The 19,954-nt window shown below is 42.5% G+C and carries 18 protein-coding genes; 12 read left to right on the forward strand and 6 right to left on the reverse strand.

Annotated features, from left to right (window positions below):
- The first annotated feature begins 11 nt into the window (after positions 1-11).
- Both DN53_RS14050 and DN53_RS14055 read left to right on the forward strand, forming a co-directional pair.
- Positions 12-1,247 carry a hypothetical protein gene (locus tag DN53_RS14050; protein ID WP_129655181.1) on the forward strand — a complete coding sequence of 412 codons (1,236 nt, stop codon included), beginning with the start codon at positions 12-14 and terminating at the stop codon, positions 1,245-1,247.
- Between the two features lie 110 nt (positions 1,248-1,357).
- Positions 1,358-3,088, forward strand: a complete 1,731-nt coding sequence (locus DN53_RS14055; protein ID WP_129655183.1) for a hypothetical protein — start codon at positions 1,358-1,360, stop codon at positions 3,086-3,088.
- A 19-nt stretch (positions 3,089-3,107) separates the two neighbouring features.
- Here DN53_RS14055 and DN53_RS14060 read toward each other — a convergent pair whose 3' ends face one another.
- Both DN53_RS14060 and DN53_RS14065 read right to left on the reverse strand, forming a co-directional pair.
- Positions 3,108-4,730 carry an RluA family pseudouridine synthase gene (locus DN53_RS14060; RefSeq protein ID WP_129655185.1) on the reverse strand — a complete coding sequence of 541 codons (1,623 nt, stop codon included), beginning with the start codon at positions 4,728-4,730 and terminating at the stop codon, positions 3,108-3,110.
- Between the two features lie 110 nt (positions 4,731-4,840).
- Positions 4,841-6,502, reverse strand: a complete 1,662-nt coding sequence (locus tag DN53_RS14065) for an MORN repeat-containing protein (protein ID WP_129655187.1) — start codon at positions 6,500-6,502, stop codon at positions 4,841-4,843.
- A 190-nt stretch (positions 6,503-6,692) separates the two neighbouring features.
- Between DN53_RS14065 and DN53_RS14070 the strand changes: the two genes are divergently transcribed.
- From DN53_RS14070 to DN53_RS14090, 5 genes are all read left to right on the forward strand, one after another.
- Positions 6,693-7,703: a hypothetical protein gene (locus DN53_RS14070; protein ID WP_129655189.1), complete on the forward strand. Its 1,011-nt coding sequence runs from the start codon at positions 6,693-6,695 to the stop codon at positions 7,701-7,703.
- 40 nt (positions 7,704-7,743) lie between these two features.
- Complete coding sequence (locus tag DN53_RS14075) at positions 7,744-8,082, forward strand: hypothetical protein (RefSeq protein ID WP_129655191.1); 339 nt, start codon at positions 7,744-7,746, stop codon at positions 8,080-8,082.
- 89 nt (positions 8,083-8,171) lie between these two features.
- Complete coding sequence (locus tag DN53_RS14080; protein WP_129655193.1) at positions 8,172-9,182, forward strand: hypothetical protein; 1,011 nt, start codon at positions 8,172-8,174, stop codon at positions 9,180-9,182.
- Positions 9,183-9,276: 94 nt separating this feature from the next.
- The gene (locus DN53_RS14085; RefSeq protein ID WP_129655195.1) at positions 9,277-11,235 is read left to right on the forward strand and encodes a tetratricopeptide repeat-containing sensor histidine kinase; all 1,959 of its coding nucleotides are present in this window, start codon (positions 9,277-9,279) and stop codon (positions 11,233-11,235) included.
- Positions 11,236-11,259: 24 nt separating this feature from the next.
- Positions 11,260-11,916: a response regulator gene (locus DN53_RS14090; protein ID WP_129655197.1), complete on the forward strand. Its 657-nt coding sequence runs from the start codon at positions 11,260-11,262 to the stop codon at positions 11,914-11,916.
- A 13-nt stretch (positions 11,917-11,929) separates the two neighbouring features.
- On the opposite strand, the gene DN53_RS14095 is transcribed toward DN53_RS14090, so the two are convergent.
- The 3 genes from DN53_RS14095 to DN53_RS14105 form a co-directional block, all read right to left on the reverse strand.
- Positions 11,930-13,480, reverse strand: coding sequence for a sulfatase family protein (locus tag DN53_RS14095; protein WP_129655199.1), 1,551 nt, complete (start codon positions 13,478-13,480; stop codon positions 11,930-11,932).
- 88 nt (positions 13,481-13,568) lie between these two features.
- Positions 13,569-13,793, reverse strand: a complete 225-nt coding sequence (locus DN53_RS14100) for a helix-turn-helix domain-containing protein (RefSeq protein ID WP_129655201.1) — start codon at positions 13,791-13,793, stop codon at positions 13,569-13,571.
- Positions 13,794-13,844: 51 nt separating this feature from the next.
- Positions 13,845-16,541: a glycoside hydrolase family 3 C-terminal domain-containing protein gene (locus DN53_RS14105; protein WP_129655203.1), complete on the reverse strand. Its 2,697-nt coding sequence runs from the start codon at positions 16,539-16,541 to the stop codon at positions 13,845-13,847.
- A 147-nt stretch (positions 16,542-16,688) separates the two neighbouring features.
- Here DN53_RS14105 and DN53_RS14110 point away from each other — a divergent pair, with 147 nt between their 5' ends.
- The 3 genes from DN53_RS14110 to DN53_RS14120 all read left to right on the forward strand — a co-directional run bounded on the left by DN53_RS14110 (position 16,689) and on the right by DN53_RS14120 (position 17,958).
- Complete coding sequence (locus tag DN53_RS14110) at positions 16,689-17,129, forward strand: molybdenum cofactor biosynthesis protein MoaE (protein WP_129655205.1); 441 nt, start codon at positions 16,689-16,691, stop codon at positions 17,127-17,129.
- Positions 17,130-17,132: 3 nt separating this feature from the next.
- Positions 17,133-17,561: a cyclic pyranopterin monophosphate synthase MoaC gene (gene moaC / locus DN53_RS14115; RefSeq protein ID WP_129655208.1), complete on the forward strand. Its 429-nt coding sequence runs from the start codon at positions 17,133-17,135 to the stop codon at positions 17,559-17,561.
- A gap of 73 nt (positions 17,562-17,634) precedes the next feature.
- A complete protein-coding gene (locus DN53_RS14120; RefSeq protein WP_129655209.1) occupies positions 17,635-17,958 on the forward strand; it encodes a hypothetical protein in 324 nt (107 codons plus the stop codon).
- A gap of 2 nt (positions 17,959-17,960) precedes the next feature.
- Here DN53_RS14120 and DN53_RS14125 read toward each other — a convergent pair whose 3' ends face one another.
- A complete protein-coding gene (locus DN53_RS14125; protein ID WP_129655211.1) occupies positions 17,961-18,905 on the reverse strand; it encodes an NAD-dependent epimerase/dehydratase family protein in 945 nt (314 codons plus the stop codon).
- A gap of 64 nt (positions 18,906-18,969) precedes the next feature.
- Here DN53_RS14125 and DN53_RS14130 point away from each other — a divergent pair, with 64 nt between their 5' ends.
- Together DN53_RS14130 and DN53_RS14135 are read left to right on the forward strand one after the other, a co-directional pair.
- Positions 18,970-19,467 carry a hypothetical protein gene (locus DN53_RS14130; protein ID WP_129655213.1) on the forward strand — a complete coding sequence of 166 codons (498 nt, stop codon included), beginning with the start codon at positions 18,970-18,972 and terminating at the stop codon, positions 19,465-19,467.
- Entirely contained in the window at positions 19,457-19,954 is a 498-nt protein-coding gene (locus DN53_RS14135; protein ID WP_129655215.1) for a nuclear transport factor 2 family protein, read from the forward strand. The genes DN53_RS14130 and DN53_RS14135 overlap by 11 nt, the downstream gene beginning before the upstream one ends.

Here is a 19,954-nt window from a genome sequence, read left to right on the forward strand (position 1 = left end):
CCTTAAAAAATATGGAAATTAAAAAAACTATACTTAGAACAATTTTTGCTTTTTTAATTCTTAACTCCATTCCTTCAAATGCCCAATTCTTTAAAAAACTTAAAGAAAAAGTAAAAAAAGAAGCCGGCATTTTAACAGAAGAAATTATTGATGAGAGACTTAATGGAAAAGATAAAGAACCCAGTCCTTCAAAAGAAAATGAAAAACAAAAATCCATCAACGATTCTGCCGATAGTCCAAGAACAGATAATAAGGGAGAAGATGGTCATGTTAAAATTAAAGATGGAATTTTATTTAAATCTCCGAATGAGAACTTTATAAATTTTGAATTACAATCTTACAAAGGCTTGCCCAGATTTGGAATGTTGACAAAAGACCTAGATTCTTCATCCGAGAAAGAATTGGAACGGTACTATGAAATATATAGTTCTTTGATAGAGCTTAAATATCTAAAAGACATAAGTATAGATGAACTCAGGGCGGAAAACTTGGGAATCCATTCTGATCAGACCATTAATGGTGTTAAAAGGGTAACCTATCTTTCGTCAACCCAAGAGACTTTTCTTAAATATTTTTGTAATGAAACTATTGGTTCTTGTAAAACGTTCCCATACAGAATAGTTGGGGACATGGATAGGACCCCTGGCTCAATGGGGGGTTCCAAAAATGGGGTAATGGGCCATTGGGGTGGGAAAAATGCTACGGAATTCCAGCAAAAAAGAAGTTTTGACTCTTTTTTACAGGATGATTACAACACCCTAAAAGAATGGAGCGAAGACATATGGGCAGATGGATTCGAAATCGGCTATTTGGTAAGTAGTGTGACTCTTGATCGTAGAAGGTATGACTTCAAAAATCAAGGTTACTGGCTTAATATAGGCTTAAAAAGTAATGAGTTAATAAATTTGTCAAACAATACTTTTTCACCATTACAAATCATAGTCAGATATATTCCTGACCAAAGATTTGAAAAGGAACCTGAGGCTCAAAAAGGTAACGTGTTTTTCAAGATTGCCCCGGAAAAAGCTGAAGAATTGGAAGAAAGAAATATTGATAGGTTTTTCGTCGTGCAAAAAATTAAACTTGGGTTCTACAAAAGGGAAAAAACGTACAACAAAAGATATAGAATTCCTCATAAGTTTCAATTCAAATACAATGTAGAAAGCCCTATTATAGAATTGTATGAAGATTTAGGGTTGACTAAAAAGATGGGAGAGGTATCTTTGGAAGAAGGGCTTTTTAAATAACTACTATGGGTTTTACTGGACTTTTAAATGTCTCTTTGTACTTATTGAGGATGTTTCAAAAAAAGTCATGTGCTAAATATAGGGCTTAGCTTGGCAAAGCATAAAAAAATATGAGAATCATACTTCAAATTTTAATAATCCTTTGTGTGTTCAACTATGATTTGGTGAGTGCCCAGAACTGTGATTCCATGGAGGAGTGGAATGCTATAATAGAAAAAGAATTTCCAGACCTAAATACAAGCCGTGTCAGGTCCGGTAGTCAAATCAGTAATAGGATACTTTACAACTTATATTCTGATAAATACTTTGTTCCTTTTGCAAATAGATCCTTTGGCAAGTTTAATCTAACGCTGGGTACGTCAAAATGGAAAAAACTCAGAAACTGTAGGTCTAAAAAAAAGTATGAGAGTTTAGAGCATATAGGATGGTTGCACCATTTCGGTTTAGAGCCATTGTGGAACCAAAGAGTCACTGAAAGGGTGAAGACCAAAAGTGCCGATTTGAATAAACTGCGAATTGAATATTCAGATTTGGTACATAAGTTAAAACTTGGCAGTGCATCTTTTGATGACATCATTAAATACGAAAGTAGTGCGAAAACCAAGTTTGGCATGCTCATGCCTTCAGAAATAGAGTACCTTCTGAATTTAATAATTGAACAAAAAACAATTGTCGCGGATAGGACACTGTTGTCTAAGGCAAATGAGTATGCTTTAAAGGATGTAAGTGCTACATCACTTCAACAGCTCTATAATTTTAGGACCTCTTATAGCATGATTTACAATAGGTCCAGTAATATGACCAAGGAGAATGTAAATAAAATTATAAATGAGAGAATAGGTTCAATTTTAACCTCAATTATAACACAGGAGAGAATTGTTTTGAAACAAATAGGGATGGATGAGGGTTCCTTTGACAAAACAGCCTCCTTTTACAATGATTTCCAAAAATCCTACTCTAATTTCTTGAACTACCCAATAGTCAAGGAATTACAAAAGGAAATAATAAACAGAAGAACTGCAATTGTCTCTAACATTCATCCTTATATTTCAAATAGGATAAATCAGTCAACAACCTTAAATGAGTTGGACAAGATTGAATTACACTATTTGAAACATGTGAACCAAGACAACACTATCATTTCCTTAAAAAAACAACTGGAATCCAAAGAAGCATCCATCAAAGAAGAGGAACGAAAGATAGCTTTAAGTCTCAAAAAGGAGGAAGAAGAAAAAAATAGAATCCGCAAAAATAATGCGGTAAAGAGATTGTTGGCCAATAGTCAAAAAACAATATCACAAATTGATTTTATGGCTATTAAAAATGATTTAAGAAACAATACAAATAAAATAGCGTATTACTCAGATAGGGATATTGATGTCAATAGAGTTTTTCAAGAATATCTTAAAAATTTAAAGTTGAACCCGATTTATATTGGGGATAAATTGCGGGATAATAGTTTGAAAATCATCGAATATGAAGCTGTAAATAACAATATAAAGTTCAGAACTTCTCAGGGAATTGATTGTTATTGGGATAGTACTAGTGGAGTGGTCACCTTTAACAAAAAAAATGTAGTGGATAAAGTAGTTAATTCTACGGCATGGAGCATAGCTCAAAGATGTACATCAGTTAAGAAGATATTGGAAGAAGTAAAGTCGTTCAAGTTTAAAGTTGTAGGGGTGAAACTTCATGAAGAGTTGGGGATTCCCATTTCGTGGGATACAAGATTGGTTGAAGAAATTTGTGGGCAGAATGCTATTTATTCTGATTGTAGAACTCCATGCAATACATGGTTAAGAAAAGGATCTGATAATTTTTTCTTGGCAGTTGGAAAGTGAGTCTAAATCGTCAAAATTTTTAAATACCGAAAGGTACTTCTACCTTGATGTTCATTGTCTCTTGGGTCATGGGATGAAGAAATTCAACCTGTTGCGCATGTAAACAGAGTCGTTCTGAAGGGGTGCCGTATAAATTGTCTCCCACAATGGGCGCATGTAGCCCTAGTTTATATGCACAGTGTACCCGCAATTGATGCGAACGCCCCGTTATGGGATTCAATTTGATCAAGGTTTGGGAGGTGGTCTTTTTTATGACCTCATATCGTGTCAAAGCAGGTTTGCCGTGTTCATAATTTACCATTTGCATGGGTCTGTTATTGATATCCAGGATAAGGGGAAGTGCAATCTCCCCAGTGTTTTCTTCAATAGGTTTTTCTAGAAGTGCAAAATAGGTTTTGTGAATGGTACGCTCCAAGAATTGTTGTTGTAACAGTTTGTGCGCTTTTTTGGATAGGGCAACGATCATAACTCCAGAGGTGTCCTGATCCAGGCGATGTACGATCATTGGGCCGTTAGCGTTGGGGTATTGTTCCAGAATGCGCGATTTGACGGAATCTTTGATGTACCTGCCTGGGACGGACAACATGCCAGTGGGTTTGTTTACGACCACCAAATGTTCGTCCTCAAAAAGAATTTCCAGTTTCTTTCCCGCGCCAAAATTTTCCAGCAAGGGGTTAGGTTTTACAGGAATTCCTTTGAGCATATGTGCCAGAATAGGTCGGCATTTACCTTTACAGGCCGGGTAAAATTTGCCATGTTCCCGTATTTCCGAATTGGGAGATGGTCCCCACCAAAACTCGGCTAGTGCCACAGGTTTCATTTCTTGCTTAAAGGCGTATTGAAACAGTTTTGGAGCAGCACATTCTCCTGCTCCGGCCGGTGGTACATCCACCCCAAAATCGGTAAATACCGTTTTGACGGATTTGCCCTCTCCTTCCCCGTTCAAAAAAATGAATGACTTGAAAATGGCGTCCTGCAGCTCGGTGGATTTGGTTTTACGTAGGGTTTTGAGCGCTTCAATTTGTTCTGCGAATTTCCTATATGCAGCCAAGGCTTTTTCCAACCGCAAGTTCTCGGAACGGGTAAAACGTCTCAGGTCCATTCCTGCGTTGGTGCCTTGCTTTGTCAACTCTTCCAAGAGTTCTTGGCGTTCTTTTTCTGGAAGGTAAATTGACTCTTGTCTAAGTCTGGCACGTTCCGATTTGCTTTTTTTTGCCGCTTTCTTGGCCGCCAGAATATTTTCTTTAGTCTCTTTGGTTATCTTTTTTAGGTGTTGCTCGGCACTGATGAATCCATCACTTTCTTCCAACGCTTTAACCTCTTTGTTAATGGTGTTGATAGCGGCCATTTCTGGAAAGTTACCTCCTTTGGGCAATTGATGAACAGGAGGTACAAAAGGGAGTGTTTCCAACTCAGGTTGCAGCTCACCCGAATAAGCACTGAGGTAGCCAAGCACTCCGTTTTTGGTCTGTACCACTAGAACCCCTAACATACGTCCTGTGGGTTGATTCACCAATTCCGGCAAATTTTGATGCAATCTATTTTGAAGGTCTTTCGCCGCTTTCTTGGCTATGGCAATGGGCGTATAAAAATGGGGATATTCAAATGAATCAGGTATCGGGTCCTCCTCATTCGTTTTCAAATAAACTATTCTGGATTTCTTTAATGGCGAGCCAGTTGTCAATACCCTTTTATTTTCTAAGCTTTAACGGTAGTCCCATCAAAACTTGATTCTCCATGCAAATTTACCACTTAGAACCCTTTGTTCAACTGGCCGTTGTTCCAAATTCCCTTTTGTAAAATTTTGTGTTCCTTGTTGTAGTAGATGCCCATACCTTGACGTTTTCCTTGTGAGAAATCCCCCAGATAATAGTCCCCGCTGGGTTTATAGAATTCTTGGCCATAACCGGTATGCTGCTCATTTACTATGGTTCCGATATGTGCCAATCCCGATTTCCAAGAATAAGCCCCAACACGGTCTCTTTGGCCATTGGTAAAAAACCCAACGTAGCTATCACCATTGTTGAATTTATAATACCCAAACCCATTATTACAATCACCCACACAGTTTCCCCTTGCTATTTTGTTCTTATAGTCATTGGTAAGTAGATCTTGAACCAGTTTCCCCTTTTCAAATCTACCTGCCTGTAGAATTTCCCCGCCGTTCTTTACATATCCATATCCATTTTGAAAGCCCTTTTCCCATTGCCCAATGTAATAGTTCTTACTGTTGATCCATGTGTATATGCCAAATCCATCCCTAAGACCATTTACAAAGTTTCCTTGATAGTATCCTGAATTGTCTTTGTAGAACATGGTTCCCTGTCCATGCGGCTTTCCATCCTTAAAGAACCCCTCCACCGTATAGGTTTTATGATCAATTTTACCAAAACCGTTGGCGCAATCACCGGAAAGGCATTTTGAAGGATATGTATTGGTTTGGGCTGTCTGGGTAGTTTCACTGGTCTTGTTGCGTAAGGAGGTGATTCCTTTCAAGAATTCCATGGATTTTGACATTAAAATGGGGTCACTTAGTTTTGGTAGTCCGTCCAATTTTTCTTGGTTGGCCAAATACGCCATTTCCGGGGTGTTGGGTACAGTGCTTCCGGTCACTGTGCCATCCATATAGGTGATGGTCCGGTATTTGACCTCATCAATGTGCCATTTATATTTATTATCGGTAAAGTTCGATGCTTTCAGCTTTGTCCGTTCAATCCAGTTTCCACGTTCATCATAGGTGTATTTGTACAAGATATTCTCCCATATTTCTGACATACCCAATTCCTCTTCCAATACCTTTTTGTCATTGTATTTAAAATAACGTATATCCTTTTGATTATAGGATTCGTTTAGTTTTAGTCCATCGTAGGTGTAATTACTGGAGTAGAACACCGTGGCCTCTCCGTTGTTTGATTCTGCAAGTTCATATATGATCACATATTTTTTGTACTTGAAGATTGCCCCGTACTTTAAACCTCCAAGAACAATGTACTGCCCTTTATCGTTTTTCACGGATTCCGGTAGGTCGTCCGAAATAACACCAATAGGTGTTGTATAGATGTAAAGTTTTTTGTCGAGGCCTTCTTGCTCGTCGGATGCATTGAATTTTTTCTCAATGGCCTGTGCACCATCTTCAAGGTATCCATAGGATGTCCGTGTTTCGTAATGGTTATCCAAGTAAAGCTTGTCTTCCATCAGATAGCCTTCGGAATTGAACAGAAGTTCGTTTTTTTCACTGTACAAATGATTTCCAATTGCATGATATTTGATGATGGCCATTTCTTTTACTTGACCATTGGACATATCATAGTTACTCAGGTGCAGTTTTTGGGAAAATCCGCAATATTGAAAAAGCAAGGCAACCGGTAAAAGGAAGATTACAGAAATTTTTTGGGAGAAGGTGTCGGTTTTCATCTTTTAGGATGGATTGGTTCCTAACAAAACTATCCGTATGCCATGCTATGGCGCAATAGGACAATTGCCCTATTGTAAGGATTATGGCAGGTTCTAATTTTGGTCCCATCAAATCAAATAGGAGTTATGGTCTTAAAAAGTGCCTTTAAGCACAGGGCCCAGACCAAGGATCAAGAGTAAACTACATTCAATGCCAGTACACGAAACATTGCCCTTGCAACCTGAGGATAAGCTCAAGCTCCGGCGCCAATTGTATGCCATGCTTATGTTTCCAATTGTGGTCATTGGGATATTTTGGGTATTTCTATCATTTATGTTCAACTCAGGTTTTGCCGATGATTCCTTTGGAATTTATATGATGATGGCGTTCTCGGTGCTATTTTTTGGTGTCATCGTCTATATGATCTCGTCCACTGCAATCGATTTGAAACGAGGATCAAAGACACGGGTGACCGGCAAGATAACGGACAAAAGGATGCATTGGTCCACCACGGGGGACAGACCAGGTTATGGCCACAAAAAAAGGTCCCATACCAGAAGGTCTTACTATCTATATATTGATGGGAATGAGTTTTCGGTAGAGTACCCTTATTATTCCCAAGCAAGAATTGGAACAACGGTGCAGTTGGATCGCGCACCCAAGTCGGGGACCACTCTTGGCCTTGAAGTGGTCGGTCAGCTTGATGATGGCGATTCGGAACCATCGGAAAATGATGGAGAAAGCCACTTGGAAAAACATGTGCCCCATGCCCGATATACCCAAAGGGACCATGAGGCGTTGAAGCGGATGTGGAAGACTGGGATAAAAGCCCGTTTTGTTAGGTCCAGCCCCTTTATGGTAATCAGCTTTATGCTGATACTAAGTGGTTTTTGGAGTTTTGTGGTGGTGCTTTTTCCATTATGGGTGGTTCCGTTGTACCAAGGGATTAAATTGTATAGATCATACAGGAACTTTATAAAGAACAAGGATGGTTCATACAAACGAGGCGTGGCCACCATTGTTGAGGATAAATATGCCCGGACGTCCAATCGGTATTCAAGTTCAAATCGAGTTGTACTTACCGCCGGACCCCTTGTGGTGGATACGGCTCTGTACGATAAACTTTCGGTTGGCGATAAGGTAATCCTGTACAAGACCCAATATGGCAATCAGCCGTTGAGCTTGGTGCTCACCAACGGTGAGGAGGTTCATCTGGTTTAGATGTTGAATGGATATTCCACCAATGGATTAAAATTAAAATATGTTTGGTAGTGTTTTATTGTTGATGGCAATGACCGGGCCAATGGTGCTGTTGGCAACGATTCTCCACTTTCTTTTCCCGGATAAAAGTGTGAACAAATTGCATCAATGGATTCCGCCTGCCATAACAGCAATTTCAGTTTGGTCTCTTTGTACGTGCTGGCTCTGGTTTTACCTTTTTAATCTTTATGTCACTCTGCCGGCGTTCTCTTTGGCTGTGGTGCTGCATATGTATGCCATTCGTAAAAAATTGAATCCAAAATTAAAGCGTGTAAATTCCGCTCTTCTGATTGCCACTTTGATCATGGGTTTTATAAGCTTTGTCTATTTTGATATTTGAGTATGGCTTCGTGATCATATTACGACAATTGCCCTATTGAGTTTCAGATTATTGCAAGCTAGGTTTGTTCCAAACTTTAAACCAATACTATGAAACGTATCAATGTATCCCTATTGTCTTTTTTGTTGATCCTATTATGCGCTTTTCCTGCAGCCAATGCACAAAATGTCAAGGATTTCAAAGTAAAGATGCTGGGTCCCGCCAATTTGAACTTTAGAAAAAGTCCAAAACGAATTGTCATCTCCGATTTTCAAGTCAACTTTCAAACCGCCTTGCAATTGGAGGATAAGAAAAAAGGGGGCAAAATGTGGCGAGGAGGATTAAAGGGAGATGCAAAGGCATCGTTGACCCTGGTACTCGATGGACTTAATATTGACGACCTTCAACAACTTACCGATAAACTTTTTGAAGAGTACAAGGCGGACCTTGTTGCCAAAGGATTTGAAATAGCTCCCATTGAAGAATTATGGAACCATTCCGCCTATGAGAAAAACCGTGAAAAACGATGGGACTTAAGATCAGGTCAAGGTGGGGAAAAAGGAGATGAGTTCGGGGCCATTGTAATGCGTCCCACCGGGCAAAAATTCATTGTGAACAAGCAATCCATGGAAAATAAGAAGACCGGCCCCTTGAAAATTGCCAATTATGAGGAACAGGTTGAAATGAAGGTGTCCAATCAAAAAACTGATTTTATATTCAATAAGGTGGTGTTGAACGTGCTGGCATTCGATAATGCATTGAGCGAAACAACAAGGGCCTTGAACAGACATGCCGGATATGCACAAGTAAAGGCAGAGACTGATTTTAAGATTGATGAATCCAGCTTCAATAGGTTCAATATTGGTCAAATGATCGTTCGCGGTGGTGTTGAGGTGGATGGCGTTCTTGAAAAGCAAAAATTTGATGCCTCACAGGGAGCCGATGTGGACAGGCGCGGAACGGATGCCGGGGTCTTCCACGTATGGAGGGTAGAGGATAAGGAAGACATCAATGTGTCCGTTGTAAAATGCGACCCGGAAAAATATAAGAAAGGTGCCGAAATGGCCATTGGTTCCTTTTTGGATGCCACCATTCAGAAGTTGGTGGATAAAGCCAATTGAGATTTATAACAAGTTCCCCCTAAAATTTTATGTGCAAAAGGTAAGATCATAACCTCAATTGGTTTAGTTTTAAGAACCAACCATTTTTTTGACAATGACCACTTTTCAGAAGATTCCAATCGCCATTTTTCTTTTTCTCTTTTTTTCCTCGCAATCCATAATGGCACAGGATATTCAACAAGCCATCGATGCCTTGAAGGATACCCTACAACTCAAGAAGGGCGAGGATAGGGTTCTTGTGTTAAAAGATATCGGAATGAAGTTTCGTTCCGTAGATAGGGACAGTGCCCGACATTACATGGATAAGGCTTATCAGCAGGCAGAAACCAGTGATGACGATTATTATAGGGCAAGGATATGGGTTGCTTATGGGGTACTTTCCCAAGATGAAGGCAGGCCTAAAGAAGCATTGGATTTTCACTTGAAGGCGAAACCAATTTTAGAAACCTCCAAGGATTATTCTGTTTTGGGAAGTCTTTACACAAATATGGGCAATGCATATGAGGCATTATCTGAATTTGACAAGGCTGTGGACTTTCAATTAAAGGCATTGGAAAACTATGAAGCAGGAAAGGATAGTCTATGGATTGCTGGGTCATATTTAAATCTTGGAAACAGATTTAAGCTGATTGAAGAACCCGACCTTTCTTTGGAATACTATCTCAAAGCATTGGAAATTTACAAGGGGATGGGCAACGAATATATGGTGACTACCAGTAATAATAGTGTGGCATCGGCTTATATTGTAAAAAAGGAATATGATGCAGCATTTGAATATGCAAAAAAAGCATTCGACGGCTTTGAATCTATGGGAGCAAGATTGGATCAAGCCTACCCTGTAACCAACATGGCCTTGGCGAGCTGGGGACTTGAAAATTTTGAAGAAGCAGAGCAATACTATATTCAGGCCATTGCCCTTCAAAAGGAAAGAGGTGAGCGCTTGGCTTTGTTGTTCTTGAAGAATGACCTTGCCAATGTACTCCTCAAACAGGGAAAGGAGAACAGAGCTGAAGCATTGGCATTGGCCACTTATAAAGAAGCGGATCAAATGGATTTTATTCCGGCCATTGATGCACTATCAAAAACCTTATCCTTGATCTATGAAGAAAAAGTGGACTTTAAAAAAGCCTATGAATACCATCAAAAACACAAGGCGGCTAGAGACAGCCTGTATTTTTCCGAAAAATCGAGGGAAGTACTTAATCTAAAGGAAAAATACGAGTCCGAACAGAAGGAAAACGAGATTCTACGCCAACAGAACGAGCTTGTGGAAAGCGAACTGTCCATAAAAAAACGCAACAATATGCTGATGGGTAGCGGTGGTCTATTGGCCATACTGTTGATCGCGGGATTTGTAATGTTCAGGGAACAGAAAATAAAGGCAAAGAACTTTGCAAGGGAGACCGCTCTGGAAAAGGCCATGGCAGAGGCCCGGGCACAGGAAGACCTGAAGGAACAACGCCTGCGCATTGCCCGTGACCTGCATGACAATATCGGGTCCCAACTCACATACCTAACATCAATTACCGATTCGGCCAAACGGGGCATTGATAAAGGGGAAGTTTTCCTTATGGAAAAGCTCACCCAAATGAAACAGTTTTCATTGGTCACCATCTCCGAGCTTCGGGATACCATTTGGGCCATGAACAAGGACGAGATCAGCTTGGAAGATATAAAGGAACGAACCCAGCAATTGGCGGCAACCGTTCATGAAGCCACGGATGACAAAGTCAAGGTGAATATCAAGGGAAGCCCGATCAACAAGGTGCTCAATGCGTTTGTGGGGATGAATCTTTTTAGGATTGTTCAGGAATCCGTGAACAATGCCGTGAAACACTCGGACAGCGATCAGATTGATATAAGATTTGAAGAGTTGGACAACAGGGTGCAAATTGTCATTGAAGACTTTGGGAAGGGATTTGATACCTCAGGGGAGTCAACCGGGAACGGACTTCATATTATGAGGAATCGGGCTCAAAAGGCGGGCATTGATTTTGATCAAGAAAGTATACTCGGCAAAGGAACCAAGGTAACTTTGCAGGTAAGGGCATAATTCTTAACACTAAAATAGTAGACCATGAGCAAAATCAAACTGGCCATAGTGGACGACAATACGTTCTTGGCTCGTGCCATTAAAGAAAAATTGGTCGATTTTGAGGAATTGGACATCAAGTACATGGTCTTCAACGGTAGTGAACTACTTGCCAAACTGGAAAAGAGCCATAACCTTGATTTGGTGCTCATGGATATAGAAATGCCTGTTTTGGACGGAATTGAAACCGTTCGCATCGTAAAACAGAAATATCCCCATATCAAAGTACTCATGCTAACGGTTTTTGACAATGATGAGAATATTTTCAATGCCATCCAGGCCGGTGCAGACGGTTATTTGTTGAAGGAAATAGAAGCCGATAAATTGTACAATGCCATTACCGAGACCATTGAGGGCGGGGCGGCCATGAGCCCTTCCATTGCCGTAAAGACATTAAAGTTGTTGCGATATCCCGAACGGCAGGAGTCACTGTCAGCGAAGGAAGAAGCAATTGAACTCAGTGCACGGGAGCAGGAGGTATTGGAACAATTGGCCGAAGGGTTAAGCTATACCGTGATTGCCAAAAACCTATACCTCTCACCAAGTACGGTACGAAAGCATATAGAGAACATTTATAAAAAACTACAAGTGCACAACAAGCTCGAAGCGGTACAAAAGGCAAGGAGGCAAAGTTTGATTTAAGTTAAATCAGGATTTATTTAAGTTCCAATTTTTCGGTTTTTAATTTTGAGCCTACTATTTTCTCATAAGCCGCTTTCATCTCGGCCAATTTCTCGGGATGACTTTTAGCCAAGTTGTGCTGCTGACCCAAGTCTTCTTTGAGGTTGTACAATTGATATTCCGGGTCATTCCCTATTTCAATGTTCACGGTTTTGATGATTGCTGGTCCGTCATAAGGAGGAATCATGGCCCAATCCCCTTTTCTAAATGCAGTTCGGGTGGAGGCCTCTATAATGAGTTCATCCCGACCGTTGGTGCTTTTTCCCATCAATACATCCAACAAATCTTGACTGTCTTGAGTCGTGGCATCACTGTTCACCAATGCAGCCAGTGAAGCCAAAAGGTCTACCTGGCTTACCATCGCATCCGAAGTGCCTGGGCTGATCTTTCCTTTCCAATAGGTGATAAAGGGTACACGGGTACCTGCTTCGAACAAACTGTATTTTCCACCACGTAGGGGACCGGCGGGTTTATGGTCACCCAGCTTCTCCACGGAATCGTCATAATATCCATCGTTGACCACAGGGCCATTGTCGCTTGAAAATACGATCAAGGTGTTCTCCAGCAACCCTTCTTCTTCCAAGGTTTTTACAAACTCACCCACACACCAATCGGCCTCCACGATCACATCACCTCGGGGTCCCATGCCACTAGATCCCACAAAACGAGGATGTGGGGTTCTGGGTACATGGGGCTGTTGAAGGGCATAATACAGGAAAAAGGGTTGGTCTTTCTTCTCTTTTACAAATCGTTTGGCTTCGGCCAAAAAAGTATCGGCCATATCCTCGTCCACCCATTTGGCAGCCTCGCCACCTTTCATGAAACCGATTCGGGAAATGCCGTTCACAATGCTGTTGTCATGCCCGTGGTGCCATTTCATTTTCAACAACTCTGGGTTGTCCTTGCCCGTGGGTTCACCCGGGAAGTTGTTTTGATAATCAATTTGTATGGGGTCGTTGGGGTCAAGATTATCTACTTTCCCATTTTCAATATATACTGTGGGCACCCGATCTTGGGTAGCTGCCATGATATAGCTATGGTCAAAGCCCACCTCGTTGGGCCCGGGACTGATGGCTTGGTTCCAATCCACATGTCCACTGCCAAGTCCCAAATGCCATTTCCCAACAATCCCCGTAGTGTAGCCTTGTTGTTTCAGCACCTTGGGAAGGGTGGTTTGGGTGGTGTCAATGATCAAGGGGGCGGTGCCCGGCAAGATTTTGGCACTTTTGTTCCGCCAAGGATAGGACCCGGTCAACAGGGCATATCGGCTGGGGGTACAGGTGGCCGAAGTGGCATATCCGTTCGTAAAGCGCATCCCATTATTGGCCAAATGGTCTAGATTGGGTGTTTGCAGTTCGGTGGCACCATACGCTCCCAACTCTCCATAGCCCAAATCATCGGCATAGATGATCACGATATTGGGCAGGGACGCTTGCTCCTCCGGCTCGGTCTGATCTTTCTTTTCGGTCTTACAGGCAAAAACCAATAGGGTCAGTGCAAAAAAAAGGGTTCTGGCAATGTACATTACAGTGGTTTTGTTGGGTTGATGGAATTGCAATCTAAGGAAAAGAGTGCAATTTTTAGGGAAGCATTTGGACAATTGCGGAATTGTGTCAATCCTCGAAAGAAGCATTGAAAAAATCACCTAAGGATATTTCAAAATACTGACAGAGCTTTTTTAGGGTTGAAAGTTGAATGTCTCGCTTGCCTTGTTCAATTCTTGAAAATTGAATTCCCGTATCATGTAGGGCTTCTTCTTGTGTAACTCCTTTGATTCCTCTTAACTCTTTGACCCTTTTTGCCAGATTTACAAGCAATTGCTCTTTGCTTTGTTCCATTTTACAAACCCATATTTGGAACAATATAGGGATTCCAATTCCTTCATCATATTATGGTTCCACAGTCAATATGGCCCTTAGTCTAATGTCATTGGAAGAACTGCCGATCATTATTCTAAAATTGCCCGGTTCCACTACGCGTTCCATACCTTCGTTCAACATGGTCAACATTTCTGGGGTTATTTCAAAGGACAGCTCCTTGGTTTCCCCTTTTTTCAAATGGACCCGTTGAAATCCTTTCAACTCCATGATCGGACGCGCCACGGAGGCCAAAATGTCCCTGAGATAGAGTTGTACCACCTCGTCACCATCCAATTCCCCCGTATTGGTGACCTTAAACCGGACAGTTGTGGTCTGGTCCTTGGAAATGCTCGGGGCATCAATTTGTATGTCCTCATAGGCAAAGGTGGTATAGCTTAGACCATATCCAAAGGGGAAAAGTGGTTTTCCGGTCAGGTTGATATAGTCATCGCCCCTTCCGGTAGGTTTATGGTTGTAATACAGCGGTAGTTGCGCTTCATGTACCGGAAAGGTAATGGGCAGCCTTCCAGCGGGGTTGTAGTCGCCAAAAAGCACATCGGCGATGGCATCGCCCCCAGCGTCACCGGGATACCATACGTCTAGAATGGAGGGGACATCATCAATCCAACGGTCCATGGTGATGGCGCTGCCACCCACCAAAACCACTACCATGGGTTTTCCGGTCTTGGCCACACTTTGGATTAATTCTTCTTGATGGCCGGGAAGGGATAGATAAGCCCTGTCCCTGAACTCTCCTTCCTCGATACCCACAGTGACAATGGCCACGTCGCTTTTTTGGGCAGTGGCCACGGCTTGTTGTATCTGTTGTTTCCAATCGTTTTCAACGCCCACATCCCACAATAGTTTGAACCACACATTGCCCACGGTCTCAAAAAATTCAACCTTGAGATCATATTCCTTTCCTTTTTCAAAGCGATAGTCTTGGGTAATGGTCCTGACAGTTTGCTTGGTCCAATTGTCCACCACCAGTTCGCCATTGATGTATACTCGATATCCATCGTTGCCCTTGATGCCAATTTTAAAAGTGCCTGTCTCGGGGGCTTTGAGTTTTCCGGTCCATCGCGCGGAATAGAAATCATAATTGATTTTCTCCTGATCGGGGGAAAACAAGGTCCATCTAAAATCAATCACTGGGTCAACTCGAGTAAGTGCAGGTTCGCCTTCAAGGGTGATGTTGTTGAAATATTCTGCCTGTAACCCTGCCTTTTGCTCCCCACCTTCATAATGGTACAATTGTTCCCTGGGGATGGTCACATAAGTGGTGGATTCCCTTCCGGGTCCAGCCGCATAGTTGATCGCTACGTTTTCACCCAACTTGGTCTTGAGGCCTTCCAAAATGCTCACGGGCTTGTTTCCGGGTCCGGAGTAGCCCCCCAGTCTTGCTTCTTCGGCATCCGTGCCTATCACAGCCACAGATTTGACCGTTTTGGAGAGGGGAAGGGTCTGGTCATCATTTTTCAACAGGACCATGGATTCCAAGGAAGCTTTCTTGGCCAACTCCCGATTCCCTTCTGTGCCGTTCCATTTATCCGCTTCTTCTGGGTCTACATACGGGTTTTCAAACAGCCCCAATTTAAACTTGGCGCGTAGTACCCTTCTCACGGCCTCATCTATGGCAGCTTCATTGATCATTCCTTTTTCAAAAGCTTCGTAAAAAAGGGTGTAGTGGTCGTAGGAGGTCTGAAAAATCACATCCAATCCATCTTCTATGGCCTGTTGGGTGGATTCCGCATAATCCTTTGCGGTAAAGTGAAGCACATTGGCCCCACCCGTGGCACCGGCATCGGAAATCACAAAACCATCAAAGCCCCATTCCTTTTTTAGTTTTTGGTTGAGCAACCAGTCGTTGGCAGTGCACTGTCGTCCATCAAAGGAATTGTAAGAAGTCATCACGGACCAGGCGTTGGCTTTTTGGAAACTGGCCTTAAAAGCAGGAAAATATATTTCCTCCATGAGTCTTTCATTAAAATGGATGGGGTAACTGTCGCGTCCGCCGTCACCCACATTGGCCACAAAATGCTTGGGGGTGGTGAGCACACCGGCCTTTTCAAATTGTGAAATAAAGGAGACTCCCATTTGTGTGGTCAGGAAAGGGTCCTCGCCATAGGTTTCCTCGGTTCTTCCCCAGCGAACATCACGGGCAATGTTGAGCACAGGAGATAGGATTTGCCGAATCCCCCTAGTTTTGGTCTCCATGGTAATGGCCTTACCTACATCGGCAACAAGGAGGGTATCCCAAGTGGCTGCCAAAGCGATGGACTGGGGAAAGGCCGTAGCGCCTTCCCGAACCAAACCGTGCAACGCTTCATCAAAAGCAATGATGGGAATGCCCAATCGGGTTTCTTCCACAAAGTATTTTTGGATTTCATTGATCAAAACAGCGGTTTGTTCCGCGGTGCCCCCGCCGGAATAATCCAACAATTGCTCCGCCTCATTTCCCGATTTTCCCTTGGTAGCCACCTGAAACCCAAAGATGCCGTGCTTGTAACGTTCCTTTCCATCTGATAGGTCTCCGGGAATCATGAACAACTGCCAGAATTTTTCTTCCAGGGTCATTCTTGGTAATAGATCATCAACCCTTTCCTCTATGGGCAAATCCGGATTTTTATAGTCCAATTGGTCTTCTTTTTGGCAAGAAAAGAGGAGAACGGTCAAAACCACCATGGCCATGCACAGGGTTTTGCAGGGGAGCACTATTGTTTTCATTGTAAAGTGTTTGGTTTAGTTGTAAAGAGGGGTTAAGGACCGCCCCTTGGGTCATAAATGTATGGTATTTTCCGGGAATGGACCCAAAGTGTTTGTCCATGGCCCTTTCTTATTTCTTCCTTACCTTAGTGAAAACTTCCAGCATATATGGAGACCAAAGTCAAGAACGTATTTGTGGATGGGGCCATTTCCCCAGAGTTTATTGCCCAATCCATAGCAAAACACCAATCCAAGACCCAGATTGGGGCACATGATATTTTTCTGGGACAGGTACGTGCCGATGAGATTGATGGCAAAACCGTTTCGGCCATTGATTATTCTGCCTATGAGGATATGGCCAATCAAAAATTCCATGAAATCCGGGAGAGTACTTTTTCAAAGTTTGAAATTACCTGCATGCATATTTACCATAGCAAGGGTAAGGTGAATACAGGTGAAATTTGCCTTTTTGTGTTTGTGTCTTCCCCCCACAGGCGGGTGGCGTTTGAAGCGTTGGAGTATGTGGTAGAGGAAATCAAGGCACACGTCCCAGTATTTGGAAAGGAGCTGTTTGGGGATGATTCCTATCAATGGAAAGTCAATAGATAACTTATGGTAGACATTACTCAAAAACAATCCACCCATAGAACTGCCGTGGCGCAGGCAGTGGTTAAAGTCGGGGATATGGCCACCATCGAGGCCATTAAAAATGGAACGGTTCCCAAAGGTGATGTGCTCTCCATGAGCAAGGCCGCTGGTTTTCTGGGCGTAAAAAAAACTTCGGATCTACTTCCGGATTGCCATCCTCTCCCCGTGGAGTATTGCGGCATTGATTATGAAATGGAGGGGTTGGAGATCAAGATCATCATCTCCGTAAAGACCTTTTATAAGACGGGGGTAGAGGTGGAGGCCATGCATGGTGCCAGTGTTGTGGCCCTTACCATGTATGATATGTTGAAGCCCATTGACAAAAATGTGGAAATCCACCACATAAAATTATTGAAAAAGACAGGCGGTAAGTCAGATATTGATAAGTTGTGATTTTTTCAATTTTTTTTCCCAACCAAACACTTTTATTCTAATTTTAGATGGATTAGATGATAAGCCAAACACCATGAACAACCTCAAACGCGTAATTGTCGATTTTAAGAAATTGACTCCGGAAGTCTTGAAACTTTTGGTGGAAAAATACCCCGATGGCTATGGAGATAACGATGTGATCAATTTTCGGAATTTAAAAGGTGAATTGATCGAAGCCGTTGAGGTGTCCACGGACGACACCAAATATTTGGTGAAGATAAGTTCCAAATTGGAGCATACCATGGCCAATTTTGATGAGGATGAGGATGACGATGATACATCAGATTTGGATAGTAGGGAAATGGACAAACTCCCGGATGATGACGATGATTTTTCCGATTCCGAGGAGGAAGAATAATTTCACCCCTTTTTTAGGTTTTCCAACATCTCAACCGTGGTTTGGTCCAAATTGAACCCAGGTTGCCAACCCCAGTCTTTTCGCGCTGCTGTATCATCAATGCTGCTAGGCCATGAATCTGCAATTTGCTGCCTAAAATCAGGAGCGTAGCTTATGGTGAAATCCGGAATGTGTTTTTGGATGCTTTTGGCCACCTCATTGGGTGTGAAACTCATGCTGCCCAAATTATAGGAGGATCGTATGGTGAGATTTTCAGCAGGACTTTCCATCAAACTAATAGTGGCCCTAATGGCATCATCCATATACATCATGGGAAGTCGGGTCTCTTTATCCAAAAAACTTTGATAGGAACCTTTTTTTAGGGCTTCGTGATATATCTCCACGGCGTAGTCGGTGGTTCCGCCACCGGGCATGGTCTTCCAACTGATCAATCCTGGATAGCGCACGCTACGCACATCCACCCCGAATTTTTTAAAATAATATTCGCACCAACGTTCCCCGGATTGCTTGCTTATGCCGTAAACCGTACTGGGTTCCATAATGGTGTTCTGCGGGGTGTCATTCTTTGGGGTGTTGGGTCCAAAAACAGCTATGCTGGAGGGCCAGAAGACCTTGGAAATCTTACCTTCCCGAGCTAGGTTCAAGATGTTGAACAGGGAGCCCATGTTCAGGTTCCAGGCCCGCATCGGGAATTTCTCCGCTGTGGCACTCAACATGGCGGCCATTAAATACACCTCATCTATTTCATAATGCATTACCACATCTTCTATGGCTTCATAGTTTGTGGCGTCCAAAAGCTCAAAGGGACCTGATTGCATCAAGCCATCGTTACCTTCCCGGATATCACTGGCTATGACACTTTCCCTACCATATTTGTCCCTGAGTTCCATGGTAAGTTCCGTCCCAATTTGTCCACAAGCACCTAGAATGAGAATGGGCTTTTGCATTTAATTTGAAGTTAATTGCGTTCAGGGGTAAAGATAGCCTTTATTAAAATTTGTACATTCGCTTATGCGAAAATTGTTATGGATGTCCATGGTTTTTACGGTCTTATGGAGCTGTAAAAAAACCGAAGCGGTTACAGAGGAGCCGGAAAGTGAGGTGCTTGTTTTCAACTACCAAAAACTGCCGACCAAGTTGACCTTGAACCCAGAGGCGACCACTATTGTGGAATCATGGGAAGAATTTAAGGCACTGACCGCAAGCATAGATGTATTGTACCGGGCAACCAACAATGAAGATCTCAGCTTGGCCATTGACGACCTTATCGAGAAGGAGAAACTCATGGCAGGGGGAACTTATCCCGAATTGTTCAATGCCTTTCAGGTGAAAAGTAGACAACAAGTGCTCAGGACCTATTTGTACAAGGTAAAATCCAAGATCTTGGAAAACCAGGAAACCACGGAGCCTACCATTGAAATGATGGAAGCCTATAATGCCCTTCGAAAGCAATTGAATATCATTGTGAACAGTCAGTTGGACAAAAATCTAATATTGGATGAAAAATAAAATTTGTTGCCTGCTGGTTTTTGTGGCGTTGACCACAACGGCCCAAACCACTGAAAAGGAAAAAATCGGAAAGGTATTGGATAGTTGGCATATGGCAGCTTCCGATGCTGATTTTGATGCCTACTTTGGGAAAATGACCCGAGATGCGGTGTTTATAGGTACGGACGCTACCGAAAATTGGCAGAACGAAGAGTTCAAAGCCTTTTCCAAGCCCTATTTTGATCGTGGCAAAGCGTGGAGTTTTACGGCGGTACAGCGTAATATCTACCTTAACGCAACCAAGGATTTTGCTTGGTTTGATGAATTGTTGGATACCCAGATGAAACTGTGCCGGGGTTCCGGGGTGCTCAAAAAAGAAAATGGGCAATGGAAGATTGCCCATTATGTACTTTCAATTGCCGTTCCCAACGAAAATGTGGATGAATTGATCGAAATGAAGGAAAAAAAGGATGATCAGTTGCTGCTTGAACTAAGGAAGCAACAATAA

Source organism: Flagellimonas olearia (assembly GCF_004150225.1).
GTDB classification, from domain to species: Bacteria; Bacteroidota; Bacteroidia; order Flavobacteriales; family Flavobacteriaceae; genus Flagellimonas; species Flagellimonas olearia.

Coding starts and splice junctions, on each gene's coding strand:
- DN53_RS14050 (WP_129655181.1), top strand. CDS start 12: ATGGAAATTAAAAAAACTATACTTAGAACAATTTTTGCTTTTTTAATT.
- DN53_RS14055 (WP_129655183.1), top strand. CDS start 1,358: ATGAGAATCATACTTCAAATTTTAATAATCCTTTGTGTGTTCAACTAT.
- DN53_RS14065 (WP_129655187.1), bottom strand. CDS start 6,502: ATGAAAACCGACACCTTCTCCCAAAAAATTTCTGTAATCTTCCTTTTA.
- DN53_RS14070 (WP_129655189.1), top strand. CDS start 6,693: ATGCCAGTACACGAAACATTGCCCTTGCAACCTGAGGATAAGCTCAAG.
- DN53_RS14075 (WP_129655191.1), top strand. CDS start 7,744: ATGTTTGGTAGTGTTTTATTGTTGATGGCAATGACCGGGCCAATGGTG.
- DN53_RS14080 (WP_129655193.1), top strand. CDS start 8,172: ATGAAACGTATCAATGTATCCCTATTGTCTTTTTTGTTGATCCTATTA.
- DN53_RS14085 (WP_129655195.1), top strand. CDS start 9,277: ATGACCACTTTTCAGAAGATTCCAATCGCCATTTTTCTTTTTCTCTTT.
- DN53_RS14090 (WP_129655197.1), top strand. CDS start 11,260: ATGAGCAAAATCAAACTGGCCATAGTGGACGACAATACGTTCTTGGCT.
- DN53_RS14095 (WP_129655199.1), bottom strand. CDS start 13,480: ATGTACATTGCCAGAACCCTTTTTTTTGCACTGACCCTATTGGTTTTT.
- DN53_RS14100 (WP_129655201.1), bottom strand. CDS start 13,793: ATGGAACAAAGCAAAGAGCAATTGCTTGTAAATCTGGCAAAAAGGGTC.
- DN53_RS14105 (WP_129655203.1), bottom strand. CDS start 16,541: ATGAAAACAATAGTGCTCCCCTGCAAAACCCTGTGCATGGCCATGGTG.
- DN53_RS14110 (WP_129655205.1), top strand. CDS start 16,689: ATGGAGACCAAAGTCAAGAACGTATTTGTGGATGGGGCCATTTCCCCA.
- moaC (WP_129655208.1), top strand. CDS start 17,133: ATGGTAGACATTACTCAAAAACAATCCACCCATAGAACTGCCGTGGCG.
- DN53_RS14120 (WP_129655209.1), top strand. CDS start 17,635: ATGAACAACCTCAAACGCGTAATTGTCGATTTTAAGAAATTGACTCCG.
- DN53_RS14125 (WP_129655211.1), bottom strand. CDS start 18,905: ATGCAAAAGCCCATTCTCATTCTAGGTGCTTGTGGACAAATTGGGACG.
- DN53_RS14130 (WP_129655213.1), top strand. CDS start 18,970: ATGCGAAAATTGTTATGGATGTCCATGGTTTTTACGGTCTTATGGAGC.
- DN53_RS14135 (WP_129655215.1), top strand. CDS start 19,457: ATGAAAAATAAAATTTGTTGCCTGCTGGTTTTTGTGGCGTTGACCACA.